The following is a 21089-nucleotide window of genomic DNA, read 5'->3' as shown; positions in this document are numbered from 1 at the left end:
TCCATGACGACGGAAACGGCCGCACCGGCCGCGAGGACGGGGACGGACCTGGAGACGTTGGAGCAGAACGTCACGCTGCCGCGCCGTCCCCAGGCGGTGCAGTGGCGCAAGTCCCCGCGCGGCATCCAGGGCGGGCTGGGGCCCAGCGACACGCAGCTCATCGCCGTGCTGGAGTACCCGGCCGCGGAGGCCCAGGCGCTCCTGCCCACGCTGAAGGCCACGCGGCTGACGGTGAAGGTGGACGACGGTGGCTGGTTGCCGGAAACCACCCGCGCGGCCCTGAAGCAGGCCACCGCCTACGAGGCGACGCCCTTCTTCAAGGCGTCGCTGCGCCAGGGCACCGTGTTCCACCTGCCGCAATCCAACACCTTCGTGCTGGTGCTCTTCAGCTCGTAGGTACGACGGGGCCCGGGCGCCCCTTCGCGCCCCGGCCCCCTGTGACGGCTTCGTGCGGACGGGAGGACTACGGACGCGTGCCCACGGGCCTGGAGCCCTTGGGCTCGGTCGTGGAGCGCCCGGCGTGCTGGGAGGCGGGCGAAGCGTCAGCGCCATTGATGATGGCGCTCGCGAGCAGGAAGGCGTTGAGCCGCAGCAGCATGAAGTTCTCCTCGACCTTCGGCGGCTGCTGTGCGCGCATCAGGAAGTCCGAGCCCTTCTCGTGGCGGGGCCACTCCGACGCGGACGCGGGCGCCCCCGTCTTGGCGAAGTCGACGAGCCAGCCACTCACCTTGCGGGCGTAGGAGCGGTCCTCCTCGCTGATGACCTCCTGCGTGGGAGGGCACCGGGCGGCCGTGTCGAGGAAGTAGGGAATCTCCTCGCCGTGACGGACGCCGTGGGGCCGCTCGGGGCGCAGCGCGGTGGCGGTGTATTCGAAGTAGCAGCGCCACACGTGCGACGCCTTCGCGTGCAGGTCCGCGACCTGCCGGGGGATGAGGGTGAAGAGGATGTCGCGGCACACCTGGCGCGCCAGCTCCACGTCATCGTTCACGCCCGGGTAGAGCAGCTTGATGGGGACGCCCTTGTCGCGCAGGGCCTGGAGGATCTCCATCGGGTCGCGCCCGAAGGCCTCCATCACGCTGACGTCGTCGTTGGTGCTCCCCAGGATGAGGGGCACGCGCGCCTGCTGCTCGGCCTGGAACGTGGCCAGGATGGACTGCGGCAGCACGGAGTCGCCGCTGATGGCCACGGGCGCGGTGGACGTCGCCGCGGGCTGCTTCCAGAACTCCTCCGCGGGCAGCTCGCGCAGGCGCGCGGGCGTCGCCTCGGCGTCCGGGACGCCCATGCCCCGCGTCAGGGCCTCGCCCCGGAGGAGCGCCTGCTCCAGGGGGACTTCATCCAGCCCGTACACGCTGAGCGCCACGCCCCGGTGGAAGTACGGGCGCGCCTGCTCCATGCACAACAGCGACAGCACGCTCTTGCCGCCAGCGGACTGGCCCGCGAGGGTGACCCGGCTGGGATCGCCGCCGAAGCGCTCGATGTTGCGGTTCACCCACTGGAGCGCCGCCAACTGATCCAACAGGCCGAAGTTCGCCGGGCCCTGCTTGCGCTCCGCCTCCAGGGCGGGGTGGGCGAAGAAGCCCAGGTGGCCCAGGCGGTAGTTCAGCGTGACGAACACGGCCTCGCGGGTGGCCAGTGGCACGCCGTCATACGGGGGCAGGCCGCCGGCGCCAATGACGAACGCGCCACCGTGGATCCACACGATGACGGGAAGCTTCGCCTTGGCGTCCACGCGGGGCGTCCAGACGTTGAGGTAGAGGCAGTCCTCGCCCATGGGGCCCGGGTCGCCACCGCCGCCCGCGATGCAGGCCTCGCGCGACTGGAGCGACGCATTGCCAAAGGCATTCGCCTCACGGATGTGCTTCCAGGGAACGACCGCCTTGGGCGCGCGCCAGCGCAGCTCCCCCACGGGGGGCTGGGCGTAGGGAATGCCCTTGTAGGCAAACACACCCTCTTCCGCGGTGCCACGAAGCTGCCCTTCGACGGTGCTGACGACGGGTGCGGACTGTTTGACCATGGTTTGAACCCCCCAAAGGCCCGCTCACCAGGAACAGGCGGGATGCGAAGTAGAGGTTCAACCGATGCAAGTCAATGCATCACCCCCCAAAGACAGACGCCCGTCTTCCATCCGACGAAGGTCTGCGACCCGGGAGCATCAGGGAGAAGCCATACCGAGTTCCCCCAACACGAGGTGCGCGATGGCGGTGTAGTCCCCGTCGAAGTGGTGTCCACCCTTGAGCATTTCCGCGCGGGCTCCGGGCACGTCGGAGAGGGAGGGACAGAGGCTGTCGGCCAGCTCCTCGTCGCCGTACAGGCAGAGCACGGGCGTGCCCTTCAGGGCCTGCACGTCCGGGAGCACCGGGCGCGTGGGACGGCCCTTGCCTCCGAAGATGTCGGTGACGTGCACCTCGAACTCCGCCTCCCTTCCAGGCGCGAGCAGCGCGAGGAGCCGCACCCGTCCGCGCAGGTCCTCCGGCAGGCGCGAGGCGATGGCCGGCACCACGTCCGCGCCGCGCGAGTAGCCCAGCAGCACCACGCGCTGCTTGCCCCACGCGACCAGGAAGTGCCGCAGCACGCGGGCCACGTCCGCGGACGTCTCTTCCGGCGTGCGGCGCTTCCAGAAGTAGCGCAGCGAGTTGAAGCCGATGACGGGGATTCCCTCCGCGGCCAGGGACTCGGACACGGACTGGTCCAGGCTCGCCCAGCCCCCGTCTCCGGTGACGATGAGCGCCAGCGTGTCGCCCTGGGTCTGGGCCATCGACGGGACCTCCACCAGGGGCAGGCCCCCCACGGACGCGTCCCCCACGAGCGCGCCGGTCCCCGCGTCCGGCAGGGGGTGGGCGGTGACGGGAGGAAGCTGCTCGGCGGAGAGCGGCACGCCCGCGGCGGCGTACGCGGCCAGCAGCGGGACCTGCCATGCGGACACGGGCATGCGGCGCAGGCCGGGACCGGGCACCGTCACCACGCGCCCGGACCTGAGCGTGCGGGTGAAGTCCTTCGCGGCCTTCACGCGGTGGGCGGGGTCGTGGTCCGCGACGAGCAGCACCCAGGGCTCTGTCAGCACCCGTGCCGGGGAAAGCCTTTCGTGGGTGCCTTTGGCAGCGCGCGAGCGCACGAGGCCCGAGCCCGGACAGAAGGCCGCGGACGTCGGAAGCTCCGGGGCGAAGTCCACGCTCACCGCGCCCCGGAACGTCCCCGGAGGAGCCTGGGCCAGCGCGGCGTAGGCCAGCGCCGCGCCCGTGCCGTCGCCTACGAGGATGGGGTGCAGGTATTCGGGCAGCTTCGCGTGTTGCTGGTAGCCCTGGCTGAGCACCTCCAGGTCGCCGGCCGGATACGCACAGCGTCCGCCCTTCTCCAGCGCGCGCAGGTACGCGTTCGCATCCACCGCGAGCACCAGCGCGCCGTGCGAGGCCAACACCAGGGCCAGCTCCGCGCCCCGGCCCTGATCCGCGGGCCCGTCCGCCAGCAGCAGCGCCACCGTCGAGGGCGTCCCGGAGGGGGTCACCACCGTGACGTGACCGAAGCGGCCTCCGGGATGCAAGGTCTCCACGCGCGGCGCGGTGGGTGCCTGAGCGGTGGAAGCCACCTTTCCATTGGAATGCGGCGACTCGACTCCTGGCGCGGGCGGCGCGGCACAGATGCGGGCCCACGGAAGCAGCGCGAGGGACAACGCCATCACCGCGCCCACCAAGAACCAGCCCGCACGCTGCTTCATCGCGCCACCACCCCACCCAGCCCGCGAGACACCAGCGACGCCACGCCCGTGAGCACCCCTGGCAGCGCGAGCCCTCCCGGCGAGGCCAGGTAGCGCGGCGCCCACTCCGGGCGGAACTTCTCCTTGTACTGGCGCAGGCCCTGGAAGTTGTAGAAGTGCTCGCCGTGCCGGAAGACGAGCGCGCCCAGCCGGTTCCACACCGGCGCGAGCGTGCGCTCCTCGAAGCCGCTGAAGGGCGCCATGCCCAGGTTGAAGCGGCGGAAGCCCTGCTCGCGCCCCCACAGCATGAGCGACGTGAAGAGGTAGTCCATGGCGCCGTGCGGACTGCCCGGCACGTAGCGCATGAGGTCCACGCTCAGCTCCTCCTTCGTGTCCGGGGCCCACACGTTGGCGAAGCCCATGAGGACGCCGTCCTTGAACACCACGGCCACGGGGCCCTGCTCCAGGTAGCGCGGGGAGAACCAGCCCAGGCTGAAGCCCTTCTCGCGCGTGTGCTTCTCCTCGAGCCACGCGTCGGAGATGGTCTGGAGTTGGGGCATCAGTTCCGCGACGGACTCGCGAGGCTTCACCTCGAAGCTCCAGCCCTCGCGCTCCATCCGGCGCACGCCATGGCGCAGCCCCCGGCGCTCCGGGCCCTCCAGGCAGAAGTCCGCGAGCGGCACCGTGGCCTCCTCGCCCAGCTTGAGCAGCGTCAGTCCCAGGTCCAGGTAGCGAGGCAGCGCGCCCGGGCCCACCTGGTAGAAGCACGCCCAGCCATGGTGACGGTCCGCCAGTTCGCGGAAGCGCCACGCCAGCTCGGTCGCGGCTTCATCGGGGCCCACCGGGTCGCCCATGGACACCCACGCGCGGCCGGACACGCCGTACATGAGGAACGCGGAGCCCTCCGCGTTGAGCAGCAGGGACTTGTCCCCTACCAGGGCCAGCGAGGCCATGGACTCCGACGCGCCCGCCACCAGGGGCCGCACGCGCTGGAGCTCCTCGGGCGTGGGAGGGTGCGTGCGCGGCACGGCGGGACGCAGCAGCGCGGCCAGTCCGAAGAGGGCCGTGGCACCCAGCACGCCCACGCTGGCGCGAAGGAAGCGCGGCGCGTCACCGGAGAAGGTGAAGCGCCACCAGAGGTCATGGCTGTAGTCGACATGGCGGTAGGAGAAGAACCCCAGCCACACCGACGCGCCCACCACCGCCACCGTGGCCAGGAGCCACCCGGGGCTGAAGGCCTCCGCGAAGAGCGAGGTGTGTCGGTAGAACTGTTGATGGAACGGGGCCAGTGCCGCGGCCAGGACGAGCAGCAGCGACGCCTCCTCGTAGTCCACGCCCTTCACCACGGAGAACACGGCGCCCGCCACCAGCAGCACCTGGGTCAGCACATAGGCCGCGTCCAGCCGCCGCTGGAGTCCACGCGCGAGCAGCAGCAGCGCGAGCCCCACCAGACTGCCCAGCAGGTGCGACACTTCCAGCAGCGACAGCGGCACCAGCCTGCGCAGCACCGCCAGCCGCTCCGCGTCCGCCGGGGTCGCGCCGGAGAACAGCAGCACCGCGCCCGCGACGAAGGCGACCGCCGACGCGGCCCAGGGCACCACGGGCGCGAACGAGCTGTGCACCGCCTTCGCCCACCGGGTGAGGTGGTGACGTCGCTGGAGCAGCTCATGCCCCGCGAGCAGCAGCGCCGCCACGGTGAAGGGCATCAGGTAGTAGACGAGCCGGTAGATGAGCAGCACGCCCACCACCTGGGGCGCGGAGACGCGGGGCGTGAGCGCCGACAGCATCACGGTCTCGAAGACGCCCAGGCCCGCGGGCACCTGGCTGGCGATGCCCGCGAGCTGCGCCAGCGCGAACAACGCGGTGAGCGAAGGCAGCGACACCCCACTGTCCGAAGGCAGCAGCACCCACAGCACCGACGCCGCGAGCACCCAGTCTCCGCACGACACCACCAGCTGCGCCAGGGCCCGCGCGGGGGTCGGGAGGGTCCACTCCAGCCCGCGCACGCGCAACGGCCGACGAACGAGGGCGCAGGCCGCGAAGTAACCCGCGATCAGCAGCCACAAGCCCACGCCCAGGCACCGCGCCAGGAGGGGTGAGAGGGTCAGCACGCCACCGCCCCCCTCGACGAGCAACGACGTCCCGGTGACCGCGGCCAATCCCAGCCAGAATGTGATCGCGTTGAAGGCGGACACCTTCGCGACATCCAGCGCGGTCAGTCCCCAGGCGGAGTAGAGGCGGTAGCGGACCGAGCCGCCGCTCAGGAACGAAGCGCCCAGGTTGTGTCCAAAGGCATACCCCACGAACGAAGTGAACCCCACGCGCGCGTAGGGCAGCCGGTGCCCAGCGTGGCCCAGCGCCAGCACGTCGTACAGCGTGAGGGCCAGGTAGTTCACGACGGTGAGGGCCAGCGCCAGGAGGATGCGCCCGGCCGTCACGGCCGCGAGCCCCGCGGTCACATCCTCGCGCCGGAAATGAGACAGCTCACGGTGCAGCACATACGCCGCCACGCCCAGAAGCAGCAGGGGCAGCGCGGTGGTGAGGATTCGTTGCGCCTTCGGCATTCCCTCGGCCTCCCGAAGGAAGACACAGCACTCCGCATGCCACCCACCGCCCGGGCGGACGGAGGGGCCGGGATGTGCCCGGAATGCCCCATCCGGGGCATTCCGCCCCACCCTTCCGGGCGGGCTGACACAGCAAGCCTCCGGGGAAGCAGGGACGCTACCTCGTGCCCTGCATGGAATTGGAGCCCGCCTGCCTTGATGCCTCCGCACGGTCCAGATGCTCACGCAGGAGCGCGTTGATCCGCTCCGCGAAGCGCAACGTGACGCCATGGGAGGCATTGGGCACCTCCACGTAACGGGCGCCCGGGACTCCCGCCGCCAGCGCCTGCCCTGCGGACGGAGGCGCGATGGGATCGTGCGTGGCGCTCACCACCAGGGTCGGCAGGCCCGTAAGCGCGCCCAGGAACGGCGTGGCATCCGCGCGGCCCATGGCCTGGAATTGTCGCAGCGCCACGGGAGGTTGATCCGCCAGGTCATGCCCGAACAGCGGCGCGAGCTGCTGCGCGAGTGCATCCGGGTCCGCCCGGGCCAGTTCCTCCGGAGCCAGCACCATGCGGAGGAAGGCATGGCGCCGCATGCGCCGCGTGCCCAGCCGCGTCCGCAGTCCCATCGCGAGCATCCGCGGCGTCAGCCGGGTCGGCACCGCGCCCGACGCGAACGTGCACAGCAGCGCCAGGCTGCGCACCCGCTCCCGGGCCCGGTGGGCGACGTACAGCGCCACCAGCCCGCCCAGCGAGTGCCCCACGACGTGCGCGCTCGCCCAGCCCTGAGCGTCCATCAACGCGAGCACATCCTCCGCCATCAGCTCCACCGTCAGCGGCTCACCGAGCGGCTGACTGGCGCCGAACCCCCGGTTGTCGAGGCAGAGGCAGCAGAACCTCGATGCCAGGCCCTCCACCTGGGGCCGCCACCCCTCGGCGCCAATACCCACCCCCTGGATCATCACCACCGGAGGTCCGTCCCCCTCGACGAACCAGCTCAGCGTGCAGCCCCGATGCGGTGTGCCCTGGCGGGCGGACGTGGCGACCATGATGACTCCTGAAGGAAGCCGTGCGCGGTGACACGCACAGTGAAGAAGAGGCTACCGCGCGGCCCGCACTGTCAGTGTTGTCCGGGGAGCCACAGCCCCCGGCGCGTCCCTGCTCGCGGCCCCCACGCCCAACGCAGCAGGTCCACCGCTCCTGGAAGCGGGCATGGCCGGAGACAGGCCTTGTCAGAGAACCACCACCGGCTTGAGACAACCCGGTGAGACACCCTCCGGCCGGGGCGTCACATGAAAAACCCAGACGCTGGTTACATGTTTTACGGACCTGATCCGCTGTCTCCCGCCAGGGACGGTTCCTCGGGACGTGGGGGCGTGCCAGCAGGCAAGGCGGGCGAGGCATCAGGGACCCATTTTACAGAGGACCCCCACGCGCTAGAGCATCTGTTTCAAATGGGTCAATCCTGCCTTTTCGTTCTCGACCTCCATCGCGGGTTCGCTCGCAACAAGAACATCCGGCCGTCGAATGTCTCGCGGCTGGCGGCCCTGGGCACCGCGCTGCTCCTCGTCCTCGCGGTGGTCCCCGTCGCGCACGCGGAGCCGACCCAGACGACGACGGTGCCCGCGCTCGAAGGGTGGCGCTTTCGTTGGGGTGATTCGCCGCTGGGGCCTGATGGCGTGCCCACGTGGGCGACACAGGCGGAAGCGACGGAGGGTTGGCTGCCCATGACCGCGCTCAAGGAGCCGCCGGGTCGGGGCGACCGCACGATGCTCTGGGTGCGCATCCCGGTGCCCTCGGGCCGCTGGCTCGAACCGGCGCTCTTCCTCGGCAATGTCGCCAACGCCTTCGAGGCGTACGCCGACGGACAGCTCATCCACAAGAGCGGGAAGCTGGCCCCCCAGGGGCAGGAGACGATGGCGAACATGGCCTGGCACGTGGTGCCCCTGCCGCCCTCCAGCCTGGGCCGGCATGTGCTCTTGCGCATCCAGGGCACGGGGCCGGCCATTGGCGTCACGCGCGACGCCCGGGTGGGTGGGCTCCATGACGTGCTCGCGGCGGAGACGCGCAGGGGCCTGGCGCCCTTCGTCATGGGGACGCTGCTGGTGGCCATCGGCCTGACATCCCTGGGCGCCGCCATCCTGCGACGCCAGCAGCGGCTGCTCGTCGCGCTCGCGGTCTTCTCAACGGGCTCGGGCATGCTCCTGCTGGGCGCCAGCACCCTGTCCACCGCGCTCTGGAAGTCGGAGGTCAGCGGCAGCGTCATCACGCTGCTGGGCTCCTACGCCGTCCTCCCGGGACTCGCGTGGTTCATCTCCGATACCCTGGGTCCGGACAAGCTGCGCTGGTTCCGCCGGTTCGCCGCGGTGGTGACCGTCCCCGCCGTCATCCAGGCGGTGCTCGCGCTCATCGACCTGGGAATCGTCTGGAGGCTGCTGCCCGCCTTCATCCTCTATTCGCTCCCCGGCCTCCTGCTCTGCGTCGGCGTCGCGGCGGTCCAGGCGTGGCGGGGCGACGTGGATGCGCGCATCTTCGTCGCCGGCCTCTGCGTCCTCACCTTCGTGCTCCTGCTGAGCACGCTGCCCACGCTCGGGCTGATGGAGCCCACCGACAGTCAGGTGCACTGGGGCTTCCTCGCGCTCACGCTGTCGCTCGTGGGCATCGTGGCGCGCCGCTCCTCGCTGGTGGTGCGCTCGCTGGCGGAGCACGCACGGATGCTGGATGCCCGGCGCAAGGAGGTGCGGGCCCTGGCCCAGAGCATGGGCCATGGCGCGGATGAGCTCGCCGCCGTCGTGCAGCAGCTTCGCACCACCAGCGAGGAGCAGACTGCGGGCATCAGCCGTCAGGCGTCCGCGCTCCAGGAGCTGGAGCAGACCGTCCAGGAGATCCGTCAGGGCTCGCACCTGACGGCCGACAAGGCCCGCCTGCTCGCGGCCTCGGCGGAGAGCGCGGAGCGGGTGGGACGCGAAGGTGGCGCGGCCATCGACCGCACGCTGTTGGACCTCGCGGCCATCCGCACCGAGGTGTCGGAGATGGCCGCGCGCATCCTCGCGCTCGATCAGCGCACGCGCGAAGTGTCCGGCATCGTGGACGACGTGAAGACGCTGGCGGATCAATCCAACATGCTGGCCATCAACGCCGCCATCGAGGCGGTGCGCAACGGCGACAGCGGCAAGGGCTTCAGCGTGGTGGCGAAGGAGATGCGCAGCCTGGCGGATCAATCCATCCGCGCCACCCAGCGCATCCGCGACGTGCTCGACGGCGTGAGCGCGACCATGCGGGAGACGGCGAAGATGAGCGAGCAGGGCGAACAGCGCGTCCAGGTCAGCCTGAACGCGGTGCGCACCTCCGGCTCGCAGCTCCAGAAGCTCACGGGCATCATCGGCGACACCAGCGGCAGCGTGCGGCAGATCACCGAAGCCGTGGCCCAGCAGGACACGGGCACCTACCAGATCGCCCAGGCCATCCAGGAGCTGTCCGGCCAGATGCGGCGCACGCTGAAGGTCGTCGAGGAGACGCAGACCGTCACCCGCTCCGTCCAGACGCTGGCGGAGAGCATGTCGGGCATCGCCAGCCGGGCGCTCAAGTCCGGCACGCTGGATGAACAGCAGCCGGAGGCCGCCTGACGTCAGGGCGGGCACGGCCCCCTGCCGTGCCGGATATCGGACGGACCCGGGCGCGGGGGTGCCCACCCCTGGACGCCCTGACGCAGGCGCTCACCCGCTCGCTGACGAAACCATGACCTGCCCGGAGTAGGAGCAGCCCATGGACGAGTTGAAGCCCCGGCTGCGAGGCGTGTCACACATGCTCGCGTTCATCGCGGCGCTGGTGGCGTGCCTCCAGATGGCGCGGGCACCCGTGCAGGGCGTGCAGTACGGGGCCAACCTGACGTTCGGCTTCAGCATGGTCCTGATGTTCGGCGTGAGTGGCACCTACCACTGGCCCACCTGGACGCCCGTGACCTACCAGCGCCTGGGGCGCCTGGACCACGCGGCCATCTACATCCTCATCGCGGGGAGCTTCACGCCCCTGGCCACGCTGGACCTGGCGGGGGGCTGGAGCCGGCAGTCGCTCTGGGTGATGTGGGGCGCGGCGCTCACGGGCGCGACGCTCACGCTCCTGGGCATCTCCACGTCGCGGGGGCTGAGATCCGCGCTCTACGTCGCGCTGGGGCTCGTTTCCACGCCGGTGATGCTGCGGCTGTCGGGGGTCATCGGGCCTGTGCGGGTCCGCTGGCTCATCTTCGAGGGCGTGCTCTACGCCGTGGGCGCCGTGGTGTACGCGCGCCGGTGGCCGGACCCGAGGCCCGCGTTCTTCGGCTACCACGAGCTGTTCCACGTGATGGTCATCGCCGCGGCGGCCCTGCACTACGTCATCCTGCTGGACGTGTTGGGCCGTTAGTCCACCGGACGGGTATGCTGCGGACATGGTGCCCCTGACCGACCACTCCGGGCTCTTGCCCGTCCAGCGCGCGCAGTTGGAGCGGGAGCTTGGGCCGCTGACGCTGCTCCAGGACGTGGTGCGCTGGGGGTTTGCCCGGACGCCGCCCCGCGACGTGGCGGCGGTGGTGGTGCAGGACGAGTTCACCCACGACGTGGTGGTGCACTGGGAAGGCGAGCGCTACCTCGTCTTCGACACCACGTGACTGGGCGGCGTGAACGCGGTCTCCGTGTGGGACCACCAACCGAAGGCCGATGAAATCCTGGACGCCCGGCTCGCCGCCGGATGGACGCCCACGCCGACGAGCACCGTCGACGGCGACGTCATCCTCGGCCATGCCGCGTGCCGGGTGCCTTCGAAAGCCAATCCCTGAGCCCGAGGAGTCCTGGGTGAAATGCCTTTCCTACCGGGCCGCGGTCATCGGGTCCTCGCTCGTGATGCTGGGCGGCTGTGAGCGTCCGGAGAAGCCCCTGGCGCCCGAGTCCACCACGCCCACGCGGCCCGCGCCTGCTCCGGTGAGGCCCCAGGCACCGGCCCCGGCAACGTCCGCGACGAGCAGCACCGCACGGGAGCTGCACGAGCGCCTGCGGTGCGAGGTGCTCCTGGCTTTTCGCGGGGTGATGGAGGGGCAACGGAACTTCTTTGGCGAAAAGGACCGTTGGACGGAGGACCTCGCCCCGCTCCCCGTCCCCGCGGCCTGTGCGGATGGGAGCCGGGTCTCCACTCCGAACGCTGGCTGGCTCGCGGGGTGTCACTTCCGCTATGCGGTCTCGGTGGGCGGCACAGCGCCCGCTGACACGACCTACGCCGTCCGCGCGGTGGGGGTGGGCGGCATCGCCGAAGGGCTCACGTACTCCATGGCGGATGGCTTCGTGGGCGGGAAGCCCCTGCGCGTGTGGCCTCCCGAGCTGGTCCTGGAGGAATGCCATGGCGTGCGCAGGCCGGAGGGCACGCCCCTGCCGGCGCCCTTGTGCGAGGGGACCCTCAACCTGCGCGGGCTCTTCACGGCCCAGAAGGCGTACTTCGGAGAGCACGACCGCTACTCGGAGCGGGCCGACACGGTGGGCTTCTCACCGGAGCCCTGCCTCAACGGTTCCCGCGCGCCGGTACCCGACGCCGCATGGACCGCAGGCTGCCACTTCATCTACCGCACCGAGGTCTGGGGCGAGATGCCAGCGCAGGAGTTCCGGCTCACCGCCCGGGGCGTGACAGGCACCGTGGCGGGGCAGGAACTGACGCTGGACTCCCGCTCGACCTGGAGTCCAGCCGATTCAGGCTGCGTCCCCTGACGCGCTGCCGTCGTGCGGCGAGGCGCGCAGGGACACGGGGGCCAGGGCTACTTCTTCTTCTCTTCCTTGGCCTTCTTCTTCTTCTCCTGCTTCTCCTTCGTCGACAGCTTCGGCTTGTTGTCCTTCTTCGCCTTCTCTTGACCCTTGGGCATGGTGCGTCTCCTGGCGCCGGACAGCGGCGGTCCACAGCCTAACGTGCCGAGGACCCGATGTGCCCTGATTCGCCAACCCCGGCAGAAAAGCGGGGGCCGTCGTCAGGGGTGCCCGCGACCGCCCGAGGCCCCGTAGATCTGCTTGGTGGTGTAGCTCGCCTCCGAGCTCGCGAGCGCCACGTAGACGGAGGCGATCTCCGCCGGCTGGCCGGGGCGGCCCATGGGCGTGTCCTGGCCGAACTTCACGGGCTTCTCTTGCGTCTGTCCGCCGCTCACCTGGAGGGGCGTCTAGAAGGGGCCCGGCGCGACGCCATTCACCCGGATGCCCTGCCTGGCCAGTTGCAAGGGACTTCTGCCGGACATGCCATGAGCAGCGATTGTTGATTGCCAGGAGGACCCTGAGCCGGGGTTGTCGGGCAGCGTGCGGTGCCAGGCCAGACCTGCGTCACGCGGGGTCCAGACTCCACACCCCCTCTTCCCATCGTTTCAACGCCTCCTGGGATTCGAAGGGAATCAACCCCTCCCCTTTCGCAGCCTCTTCCAAGACAGCTCTTGCCTCGGCATGCCGGTATCGAAGCAGGAAGGCTGCCGCGGCAGTCCGCACGTCCATCCGTGGATGGGTGAAGAGGGTTGCCAACGCATCACGCCCGATGTCTCCATGAGCCTTGAGCTTCTTGAAGGCTGCGAGAGTCTGCTTCGCGTGCTTGTTTCCGGTCTTCGCATCTCCACGCATGATGGAGTCGGTTTGTGCCGCCGTATGCCGTGCGAACGCTTCAACGCTCTTCTGAAGATCCTCCATCACCACGTTCCCTTCCGGATATTTTCCATCGCATGCAGCCCGAAGGCTCGCTGGGCTTCGAACGGCTGGGTACTCAACCACTGCCGGACAGTCAGTGCCTGCGAACCTGTGACGCGGTACTGAATGGACGAATAGAACGCACTCACCTTGCTGTGAAGCTCCTTCTCGAGCGGCAGGACGTTCTCCGTGTTGTGGATCGCCCTCGGTCCGAAGCGCGCCACGTTCCCGTCCGTCTGCTCCACGACGTGGTGCCACTCCCTGCCACCACCCGCCGGGCCCATTCCTCGCCGGAAGGACTTGTAGGACGAATACGCCTTCGGCCCGCCCGACGTGGAAGCCACCAGCGCTCCGTCACCCTCCTCCTCCCCTCCCCCCGACGAGTCATCGACTCGCTGGAGGATGATGACCGCCCCGGGGCCACTGCTCACCACCGCCGCCGCGCGCCCCATTGGCACCGCGACACGCTCCAACGCCAGGGCCCCTTCACCGGACAGCGACAGCACCGGCACCGTCGCTTCCGCGCCGCCCAGTGCCCGTGTCAACGTGCGCGTCGTGGCCGACGCCGTGCCACAGAGCAGGATGACGTTTGTCGTCAGCCGCGCCGTCTCCCGGATCTGCTCTCCGGCCGTCATGTATTGAAAGCGCTCCCAGTACTCGGGGGACGACGCGATGAGGGCGACCACCGCCGCCGGCAGCCTGCTCAGCCCCGCGAGGCTGTCCGCGGGACGGGAGAGGAGTTGTCCCAGCGCGTGGTACAGCTCAACGAACGCATCCTCCGCGCCGTCCAGCGAACGGTTGATGACGTCCGCGTCGTCATACACCTCCGCGAGCGGCCGCCAGTCCGAAGCGCGCAGCTGCGCATCCACGTGACGAAAGACCCCTCCCCGCCCACTGTAGAAACGCCCCAGCTCGAAGTAACCCGCTCGAAACGCCCCGCCCTTCCACTCGACAGGCGCCACCTTCTGCTGCGTGCTCCCATTCAGCGCCCACGCGAGGTAGCCATCCGGCCGCAGCACCGCCACCTGCTCCCGGGCAAAGCGTTTCACCCGGCGGGCCATCTCCTCCCTTGAGACGGCCCCCTGCTCCAGCACCTCGCGCATCAGGAAACCCGCCGCCATGCGGGGCGGGAAGGTCCCCAGGGTCACCGGCTTCGCCATCAGCCGCCCCAGCACCTCGGCCGCATCCTCGGGTGTGAAGGGATTGCGGCGAAGAGGCAGCTCCTCCAGGTCCTCCAGGCCCGCGCGAACCAGCAGCTTCTCGAAGGTGTCCACCTTCAAGAGCCCCAGCTCCACCGCGTACCGCATCTGCTCGCCAGGCTGTGTCGTGATGATGACCGTCCCCGAGGGCAAACGCTGGGGAGCCGCCTCCTCGTCGGCCTCATCATCTTGCGAGCCCGCACCCCACCGGGTTTCGCCCCGCTCATCCGAGGAGAAGGCCGCGCGCTGCCGGAGCGTCCGGGCCCCCTTGCGCCCGGCGGACGTCTCCACCCCGGCGCAGCCCGTGACGAGCAGGGCCACGATCACCACCACGACCTCAACCCGCACGGTTCACACTCAAAGCCTCTCCTTGCACCACCCGACCGCGAGGACATCGCTCGCGCGGCGGAGACCATCGTGCCATCCCGAGCCGCTCTCAGTTCGATTCCACCCAACGCCCACAAGGCCCGGCGGACGGCGGGAAGATGTGATTAGGATCCCCCTGCCCGCTTCACTCCGGGCTGGGGGAACACCATGGCGGCGGCGCGACCGATGCCGGAGTCACCGCCGGTGATCAATGCCTTGCGGCCCGCGAGGCGGCCGGAGCCCTTGTAGCTCTTCTCACCATGGTCCGGCCGGGGCTGCATCTTGCCTGCAAGGCCCGGCCAGGGCTGGGTCTGGGACGCGAAGGGGGGCTTCGGGTGCAGGGTGACGGGGTTCTGGAGGGGCACCGGCGCGGCCACCGCGCGGGTCCCACCGTCCGGAGCCGCCACGGCGGACGTACCGAACACGGCGGCGATTCCGGTGGCCAGTCCCCCCACGATCTGACGGCGAGAAGGGGCGTTGCTGTCGTCCGAATCCATCGGCTGTCTCCTGTCCAGGTTTCACCGCGAAGGCCCCGGCCTACGCGGATCCACTGTCAGCAGGAGAGACATTCCAGCCAAGGAACTCCTGCCGGACATGCCATGAGCAGCGATTGTTCACCGCCACGGAGTCAACCTGTCTGGGTTGTTGGACAGCCCACGGCCCCCTGGCGGCGCCAGGTCGGCCTCAGCTGCCGGTGTTGGTGCCGAAGCCGCAGATAGTTTGACCGTTCCGGCAGCTTGCCACGCATTCTTCTGCATCTCCGTCGGGATCACAGGGCCGCCCCAGGCACTCGCCGAACCCACAGGAGCCCCATGCGCCGGTCCTCTTGCACACGGCCGTGGAGATCTCGCCATCCACGTCGTTGGTCCAGGACGTATTGCTGATGTTGGCGTAGCACCACTGGCAGGAGTTGGATGGGTTTTCCGAACCGTCCGGGTACGTCACGCCATTGATGACACATCCGCTCGCGGGGGCGCTTCCACAGTTGGCTGTGACGCCATCACAGGTGACCGAGGCACCCGAAACGGAACTACAGAGATTGCCCGAGCACTGGAGGGGCGGGCCGTATGCGCACGGGGTCGACGTGTTGCACAACGCGGACGACTGACTGCCCAGGGACTCCAACGCCGCCTCCTCCGGAGGCACACCACACGCAACAAACAGCACGCATCCAACGACCATCGCGACAACACGCTTCATGGTGGGCTCCTCGTGCGCAAGGCACGGTGACGCGCTGCCAGCCGTCGCTGAGCGCGCACGGGAACACCCGCTCTCAAGGGGCAACGCGAGCGGGCAGCATACACAATTTCCCCGAAACGTTTCACCGATTGACTGTCCATCCACTCCACACGCGCCCTGCATCTGTGAACGCGGTTAGGATTCCCCTGCCCGCTTCACTCCAGGCAGGGGGAACACCATGGCCGCGCGAACCATCACCACGCAGTGCTGCATCGCGGGAGGAGGCCCGGCGGGGATGATGCTGGGCCTGTTGCTCGCGCGCGCCGGAGTGGACGTCACGGTGCTGGAGAAGCACGCGGACTTCCTGCGCGACTTCCGCGGCGACACCATCCACCCGTCCACCCTGGAGCTGATGCATGAGCTGGGATGGATGGACGAACTGCTCGCCCTGCCCCACACCAAGGCCCCCGTGCTGCGCTTCCAGAGCGGCACGCACGACGTGGTGGTGGGAGACTTCAACCACCTGCCCACGCACGCGCGCTACATCGCGTTCATGCCCCAGTGGGACCTGCTCGACTTCCTCGCGCGCAAGGCCTCCGCCTGGCCGGGCTTCCACCTGCACCGGCGCACGGAGGTGACGGACCTGCTGCGCGACAAGGGGCAGGTGGTCGGTGTCCAGGCACGGACCCCCGAAGGCACCCTGGAGGTGCGCGCCCCGCTCGTGGTCGCCGCCGACGGGCGCTCGTCCGCCGTGCGCAAGCACTCCGGCCTGCAAGTGGACGAACTGGGCGCGCCCATGGACGTGCTCTGGTTCCGCGTGTCGCGCAAACCGGGAGATCCGTCGGAACCCATGGGCCGCTTCGAGCGCGGTCAGATCTTCATCCTCATCAACCGCGGCGACCAGTGGCAGTGCGGTCGGGTCATCGAAAAGGGCGCCTTCGAAAGCCTGCGCCAGCGCGGCCTGGACGCCTTCCAGAACGACTTCGCGCAACTGGCCCCCTTCATGGCCGACCGGGCCCGGGAGATTTCAAGCTGGGACGACGTGAAGCTGCTGACCGTGCGCGTGGACCGGCTGCGCACCTGGTATCAGCCCGGCCTGCTCTGCATCGGGGACGCGGCGCATGCGATGTCTCCCGTGGGCGGCGTGGGCATCAACCTCGCCGTGCAGGACGCCGTCGCCGCCGCCAACCTGCTCGCCGCGCCCCTGCGCCAGGGCCGCGTGACACCCCAGGATCTGCGCCGGGTCCAGCAGCGGCGGGAGCTGCCCACGCGCCTTACGCAGAGCGTCCAGGTGTTCATCCAGGACCGGGTGCTGGGCCCCGCGCTGCAAACCCCGTCGACGCGCAAGGGGCTGCCCCTGCCCCTGTGGCTCGTCCAGCATGTGCCCGCCCTGCGCCGCGTCCCCGCGCGCATCGTGGGCATGGGCTTCCGGCCCGAGCACGTGCGCACGCCGGCCACGCCAGCCGCTTCGCCCTCGCGCTGAGGCACGCCGGGCAGCCAGCTCCAGCGGCCCTCGCACCCGGCCAGTTGTCCTGGGACCTCCCGGCCCCAAGCGTCCCCGGAAGAGCCCGGCGAACGTGCCACATCCCACGCGCGCCCGGACGGGAGGACCCCATGCGGATTTCACGAACAGAGGCCCCACGGGACCTCGGACCCCAGGCAACCCGCCCCCAGGGGGACCTCCTTCCGGGCCACTGGGGCCGGGCGGCTTCGACGGTGGTCGCCAGCACGCTCGTGTCACTGGGACTGAGACGCCGGTCCTTCGGTGGCACGGTGGTGGCCCTGGCCAGCGGCGCCCTGCTCTACCAGGGGATCCACCCCTGGGGTCGCTGAAGGTCCCGCGCCAGTTCAAGCGCCTGGCGGAGACCGGAGAGATTCCCACGCGGGCACGCCCCCCCTCCGCTCGCACGAGCACGAACTGACGGGAGGACGGGGCCATGCGAGCCGCGCCTCAGCGGGGCCACATGTCCTGCGCTGAGCAGCAGGCGCCCGGGCTTCCCACAACTCAACACCCGGGCGCGGCGCCCCACATCCAGTCATCGCCTGGGAGGGAGGCTTCTCCCTAGAGGAAGAAGCCCATGCCCCCATTCTTCCGAGGCCCGCCCTGCGTGGCGGCCGCGCTGCTCCTGACGGCCTGCGCGCACCGCTCTCCTCCGCCGTCCCTGTCCGCCTCGGGACAGGCGCCGGCCCTGCCCGCGCCGGATCCCCGCTTCGATGTGAAGCGCTACAGCTCGGTCGTCGGCTGGCCGGAGGGCAAGCGCCCCGTGGCTCCCGCGGGCTTCGACGTGACGCGCTTCGCGGGCGACCTGCGCAACCCGCGCTGGACGTACGTGCTGCCCAACGGGGACGTGCTCGTCGCCGAGGCCAGCTCCGAGTTCAAGGACGAACAGGACAAGAAGGAAGCCATCGAGTCCGGCAAGGTGCGCTCGCAGAACCTGGGCAACAGCGCCAACCGCATCACCCTCTTGCGCGACGCCGACCATGACGGCACGCCCGAAACGCGCGACGTCTTCCTGGAGGACCTGAAGCAGCCGCTGGGCATGCTGCTCCTGGGCGACCAGTTCTACGTGGCCAACACGGATGGCGTCTGGCGCTACCCGTACACCGCCGGAGCGACGAAGCTCGAGGCCCCGGGGACGAAGCTGCTGGAGCTGCCGGCGGGCGGCTACAACAACCACTGGACGCGCAACCTGCTGGCCAACGCGGACGGCTCCAAGCTCTACGTCTCCGTGGGTTCGGCGAGCAACGTGGCCGAGCACGGCCTCAAGGAAGAGGAGCGCCGCGCGAACATCCTGGAGCTCAACCCGGACGGCACCGGGGAGCGCATCTACGCGAGCGGCCTGCGCAACCCCGTGGGCATGGGCTGGGCGCCGGGGACCCGTGTGCTGTGGACGGTGGTGAACGAGCGCGACAACCTGGGCGAGGACCTGGTGCCGGACTACCTCACGCACGTGGAGGACGGCGGCTTCTACGGCTGGCCCTTCGCGTACTTCGGCGCGAACGAGGATCCCCGCCTGGCCAGTCAACGGCCGGATCTGGTGGCGAAGACGCTGGTGCCGGACGTGCCCCTGGGCGCGCACACCGCATCACTGGGGCTTGCGTTCTACGAAGGCCAGGCGTTCCCGAAGAAGTACCAGGGCGGTGCGTTCATCGGGCAGCACGGCTCGTGGAACCGCGCGGAGCTGTCCGGCTACAAGGTCGTCTTCGTGCCATTCCAGGACGGCCAGCCCTCGGGTCCGCCGGAGGACTTCCTCACCGGGTTCATCGCCGACGCGGCCGGGGCCCAGGTGCACGGCCGCCCGGTGGGCATCACGGTGCTGGCGGACGGCGCGCTGCTGGTCGCGGACGACGCCAGCAACACGCTGTGGAAGGTATCCGCGAAGCGCTGAAGGCACAGGAGGCCGCGGCACGACGCCGCGGCCCCCGGCGGCATCAGTTCAGCTCGCAGCTCTCGCAGACCGGGCGGATCAGCTTCCACGCGCCACACGTGGTGCCGTAGCAGCAGCGCTGGTGGAGGTTGCCCGGCCGGCCGTAGGCGCCCCGGGGCCAGCTGCCGTCACCGCCCACCTCCGTACACGCCTTGCACGTAGCGCCCCAGATGATCTGCCCCTGGAGCTGGCCATCCATTCCACAGTTGGGCGTGTCACCAATCTCCTGTTCAACCTGCGTGTCCACGCTGATGGCGGCGGGCGCCTCATCCACCTCCGACGCGGGGCCACAGGCCGACAGGATGCCCACGGTGACGCTCATCAGGACCAGGGCGCGAATCATGTTTCGCATGCGGGAGACTCCAGGTGATGGAGGCAACAATGCCTCGCGCCCGCAGTCCGGCAGAGTGATGCGAACCACGCAAGCCCCGTATCGAAAACCTTGTCGCCCGAAGGGTTGACGACCCGATGTCGGGTGCTGCCAGGAATTGTCAGCCAGGGACCCGCGCCCTACCTTGCGGCGCGGCAAGAAATGCAGACGCGGCAGGTTGCCGCGCTCACCCTCAGGAGACGAACGCCATGGGCATCAGCAAGGGCAGTGCGCAGTGGACCGGTGGCCTGAAGGACGGCAAGGGTTCGATGAAGCCCGGCCACGCCTCCGAGGTCCCCTTCTCGCTCGGCACCCGCTTCGAAGGACAGCAGGGAAGCAACCCCGAGGAGCTGATTGGCGCGGCGCTCGCCGGGTGCTTCTCCATGGCCCTGTCGCTGGGGCTGGAGAAGGCGGGCCTCAAGCCCACCAGCATCAAGACGAACGCGGACGTGCACCTGGACAAGCAGGGCGAAGGCTTCGCCATCACCACCATCGCGCTGAGCACCGAGGTCTCCGTCCCGGGCACCGATGACGCCCGGTTCCAGCAGATCGCCGAGGAGACCAAGAAGAACTGCCCCGTCTCCAAGGCGCTCGCCGGCGTGAACATCACGCTCAAGGCAAAGCTCGCGAGCTGACAGTCCTCCACCTCCGCGTTGAACGAAGAAGGCCCCCGGACGGTGCCGTCCAGGGGCCTTCGCGCTTCAGGGCCCGGGAGCCGCAAGCGCGCCCGGGCGCAGGTGGCTCAGGAGCCCGCGCACTCCGCGCGGCACTCCGCCTTGCACTGGTTCACCGGCACGGTGCCCCCGGTACAGCCCGCGTAGCAGTTGGCCATACAGGGGGTGAGTTCCTGCTTCACCGAGCCCGTGTCCAGCATGGAATCCTCGCTGCCCGCCGACGAACCACATCCGGTCGCAAGCAAGCCCATCGCCGCCAGTGCAACGAACACGTGCCTCATGTGAAACCCTCCTGTGGGGGTGAGGCCGACAATTGTAGCCCGCTCCAGAATCAGGGCCTGTGGCCGATTCGCCACGATGGGGGTCTTTCACACAGGTGGGTGAGACGGACGCATTCGCGGACGAGGTTCGGCGGGCGACGCAGGGGGAGGAGTCCGCCTTCGGTGAACTTTACCGCCGCACGCGGCCGCTGGTCGCACGTCTGGTCGCGGGTTTCGGCACATTGGATGCGGATGAGGTGGAGGACGTCCTCCAGGAGTCCTACGTCCGCGCGTTCCGGGGGCTGCCCCGGTTGAAGGAGGCCGGGGCCTTCACGCCCTGGCTGCTGACCATCGCGCGCAACCGGGCGCGAACAAAGCTGGAGCGCCGCACGGCCCTGCGGCGGATGGAAGAAGCGCTGGCGGATCCCGAACCGGAGACCGTGCCGGCCCTGCCCCCGGCGCTCCAGGTGGAGCGGGACATCGCGGTGGTGCGGCAGCTCATCTGCGAGCTGCCCGAGGGCGAGGAGAAGAAGACCGTGCAGCTCTTCTATCTGGAGGGACAGTTGTCCGCGCGGGAGATCGCCGAACAGCTGGGCGTGGGCAAGAGCACCATCACGATGCGGTTGGAGCGGTTTCGAGGGCGCATCAAGCGGGAGCTCCTCCAACGGGTGCTCGCCGGACGGTGGGATTGAGACATGAG

20 protein-coding genes are annotated in these 21089 nt (G+C 69.8%); 10 read left to right on the top strand and 10 right to left on the bottom strand.

Annotated features, from left to right (window positions below; all coding sequences use genetic code 11):
- Positions 1-3 precede the first annotated feature (3 nt).
- The gene (locus OV208_RS30475) at positions 4-396 is read left to right on the top strand and encodes a hypothetical protein (RefSeq protein WP_267577455.1); all 393 of its coding nucleotides are present in this window, start codon (positions 4-6) and stop codon (positions 394-396) included.
- Positions 397-463: 67 nt separating this feature from the next.
- Here OV208_RS30475 and OV208_RS30470 read toward each other — a convergent pair whose 3' ends face one another.
- The 4 genes from OV208_RS30470 to OV208_RS30455 all read right to left on the bottom strand — a co-directional run bounded on the left by OV208_RS30470 (position 464) and on the right by OV208_RS30455 (position 7285).
- Complete coding sequence (locus OV208_RS30470; RefSeq protein WP_267577454.1) at positions 464-2014, bottom strand: carboxylesterase/lipase family protein; 1551 nt, start codon at positions 2012-2014, stop codon at positions 464-466.
- A gap of 138 nt (positions 2015-2152) precedes the next feature.
- The gene (locus OV208_RS30465; protein WP_267577453.1) at positions 2153-3712 is read right to left on the bottom strand and encodes an AcvB/VirJ family lysyl-phosphatidylglycerol hydrolase; all 1560 of its coding nucleotides are present in this window, start codon (positions 3710-3712) and stop codon (positions 2153-2155) included.
- On the bottom strand, positions 3709-6255 hold the full coding sequence (gene mprF / locus OV208_RS30460) for a bifunctional lysylphosphatidylglycerol flippase/synthetase MprF (RefSeq protein WP_267577452.1): 2547 nt from the start codon (positions 6253-6255) through the stop codon (positions 3709-3711). The genes OV208_RS30465 and mprF overlap by 4 nt, the downstream gene beginning before the upstream one ends.
- Before the next feature lie 157 nt (positions 6256-6412).
- A complete protein-coding gene (locus OV208_RS30455; RefSeq protein ID WP_267577451.1) occupies positions 6413-7285 on the bottom strand; it encodes an alpha/beta fold hydrolase in 873 nt (290 codons plus the stop codon).
- Positions 7286-7690: 405 nt separating this feature from the next.
- On the opposite strand from OV208_RS30455, the gene OV208_RS30450 reads away from it, so the two are divergent.
- The 5 genes from OV208_RS30450 to OV208_RS30430 all read left to right on the top strand — a co-directional run bounded on the left by OV208_RS30450 (position 7691) and on the right by OV208_RS30430 (position 11965).
- Positions 7691-9862 carry a methyl-accepting chemotaxis protein gene (locus OV208_RS30450; RefSeq protein WP_267577450.1) on the top strand — a complete coding sequence of 724 codons (2172 nt, stop codon included), beginning with the start codon at positions 7691-7693 and terminating at the stop codon, positions 9860-9862.
- Between the two features lie 139 nt (positions 9863-10001).
- The gene (gene trhA, locus OV208_RS30445) at positions 10002-10637 is read left to right on the top strand and encodes a PAQR family membrane homeostasis protein TrhA (RefSeq protein WP_267577449.1); all 636 of its coding nucleotides are present in this window, start codon (positions 10002-10004) and stop codon (positions 10635-10637) included.
- A 25-nt stretch (positions 10638-10662) separates the two neighbouring features.
- Complete coding sequence (locus OV208_RS30440; protein ID WP_120539113.1) at positions 10663-10881, top strand: hypothetical protein; 219 nt, start codon at positions 10663-10665, stop codon at positions 10879-10881.
- Between the two features lie 9 nt (positions 10882-10890).
- Entirely contained in the window at positions 10891-11049 is a 159-nt protein-coding gene (locus OV208_RS30435) for a hypothetical protein (protein ID WP_158624979.1), read from the top strand.
- Between the two features lie 16 nt (positions 11050-11065).
- Positions 11066-11965: a hypothetical protein gene (locus OV208_RS30430; RefSeq protein ID WP_267577448.1), complete on the top strand. Its 900-nt coding sequence runs from the start codon at positions 11066-11068 to the stop codon at positions 11963-11965.
- A 254-nt stretch (positions 11966-12219) separates the two neighbouring features.
- Here the strand turns inward: OV208_RS30430 and OV208_RS41280 are convergent, their stop codons facing one another.
- From OV208_RS41280 to OV208_RS30410, 4 genes are all read right to left on the bottom strand, one after another.
- Positions 12220-12363 (bottom strand): SDR family oxidoreductase, encoded by a 144-nt coding sequence (locus tag OV208_RS41280; protein WP_324291430.1) that lies wholly within the window; start codon positions 12361-12363, stop codon positions 12220-12222.
- Between the two features lie 199 nt (positions 12364-12562).
- Positions 12563-12916 (bottom strand): DUF2019 domain-containing protein, encoded by a 354-nt coding sequence (locus OV208_RS30420; protein ID WP_267577538.1) that lies wholly within the window; start codon positions 12914-12916, stop codon positions 12563-12565.
- Positions 12916-14460, bottom strand: a complete 1545-nt coding sequence (locus OV208_RS30415) for a hypothetical protein (protein WP_324291429.1) — start codon at positions 14458-14460, stop codon at positions 12916-12918. The genes OV208_RS30420 and OV208_RS30415 overlap by 1 nt, the downstream gene beginning before the upstream one ends.
- A 143-nt stretch (positions 14461-14603) precedes the next feature.
- Positions 14604-14975 (bottom strand): hypothetical protein, encoded by a 372-nt coding sequence (locus tag OV208_RS30410; protein WP_324291428.1) that lies wholly within the window; start codon positions 14973-14975, stop codon positions 14604-14606.
- Between the two features lie 920 nt (positions 14976-15895).
- On the opposite strand from OV208_RS30410, the gene OV208_RS30405 reads away from it, so the two are divergent.
- Both OV208_RS30405 and OV208_RS30400 read left to right on the top strand, forming a co-directional pair.
- Positions 15896-17140 carry an FAD-dependent oxidoreductase gene (locus tag OV208_RS30405; RefSeq protein ID WP_267577447.1) on the top strand — a complete coding sequence of 415 codons (1245 nt, stop codon included), beginning with the start codon at positions 15896-15898 and terminating at the stop codon, positions 17138-17140.
- Between the two features lie 595 nt (positions 17141-17735).
- Positions 17736-19046 carry a PQQ-dependent sugar dehydrogenase gene (locus OV208_RS30400; protein ID WP_267577446.1) on the top strand — a complete coding sequence of 437 codons (1311 nt, stop codon included), beginning with the start codon at positions 17736-17738 and terminating at the stop codon, positions 19044-19046.
- 43 nt (positions 19047-19089) lie between these two features.
- Here OV208_RS30400 and OV208_RS30395 read toward each other — a convergent pair whose 3' ends face one another.
- Positions 19090-19437, bottom strand: a complete 348-nt coding sequence (locus OV208_RS30395) for a hypothetical protein (protein WP_267577445.1) — start codon at positions 19435-19437, stop codon at positions 19090-19092.
- Between the two features lie 227 nt (positions 19438-19664).
- On the opposite strand from OV208_RS30395, the gene OV208_RS30390 reads away from it, so the two are divergent.
- A complete protein-coding gene (locus OV208_RS30390) occupies positions 19665-20090 on the top strand; it encodes an OsmC family protein (RefSeq protein ID WP_267577444.1) in 426 nt (141 codons plus the stop codon).
- A gap of 107 nt (positions 20091-20197) precedes the next feature.
- Here the strand turns inward: OV208_RS30390 and OV208_RS30385 are convergent, their stop codons facing one another.
- Positions 20198-20410, bottom strand: a complete 213-nt coding sequence (locus tag OV208_RS30385; protein ID WP_267577443.1) for a hypothetical protein — start codon at positions 20408-20410, stop codon at positions 20198-20200.
- 95 nt (positions 20411-20505) lie between these two features.
- Here OV208_RS30385 and OV208_RS30380 point away from each other — a divergent pair, with 95 nt between their 5' ends.
- Positions 20506-21081, top strand: coding sequence for an RNA polymerase sigma factor (locus tag OV208_RS30380; RefSeq protein WP_267577442.1), 576 nt, complete (start codon positions 20506-20508; stop codon positions 21079-21081).
- Positions 21082-21089: the final 8 nt, after the last annotated feature.

The sequence above is a fragment of the Corallococcus sp. bb12-1 genome (assembly GCF_026626765.1).
Taxonomy (GTDB): domain Bacteria; phylum Myxococcota; class Myxococcia; order Myxococcales; family Myxococcaceae; genus Corallococcus; species Corallococcus terminator.
The sequence above is the reverse complement of the archived record's forward strand: the minus strand, read 5'-3'. Positions and strand labels throughout refer to the sequence as shown.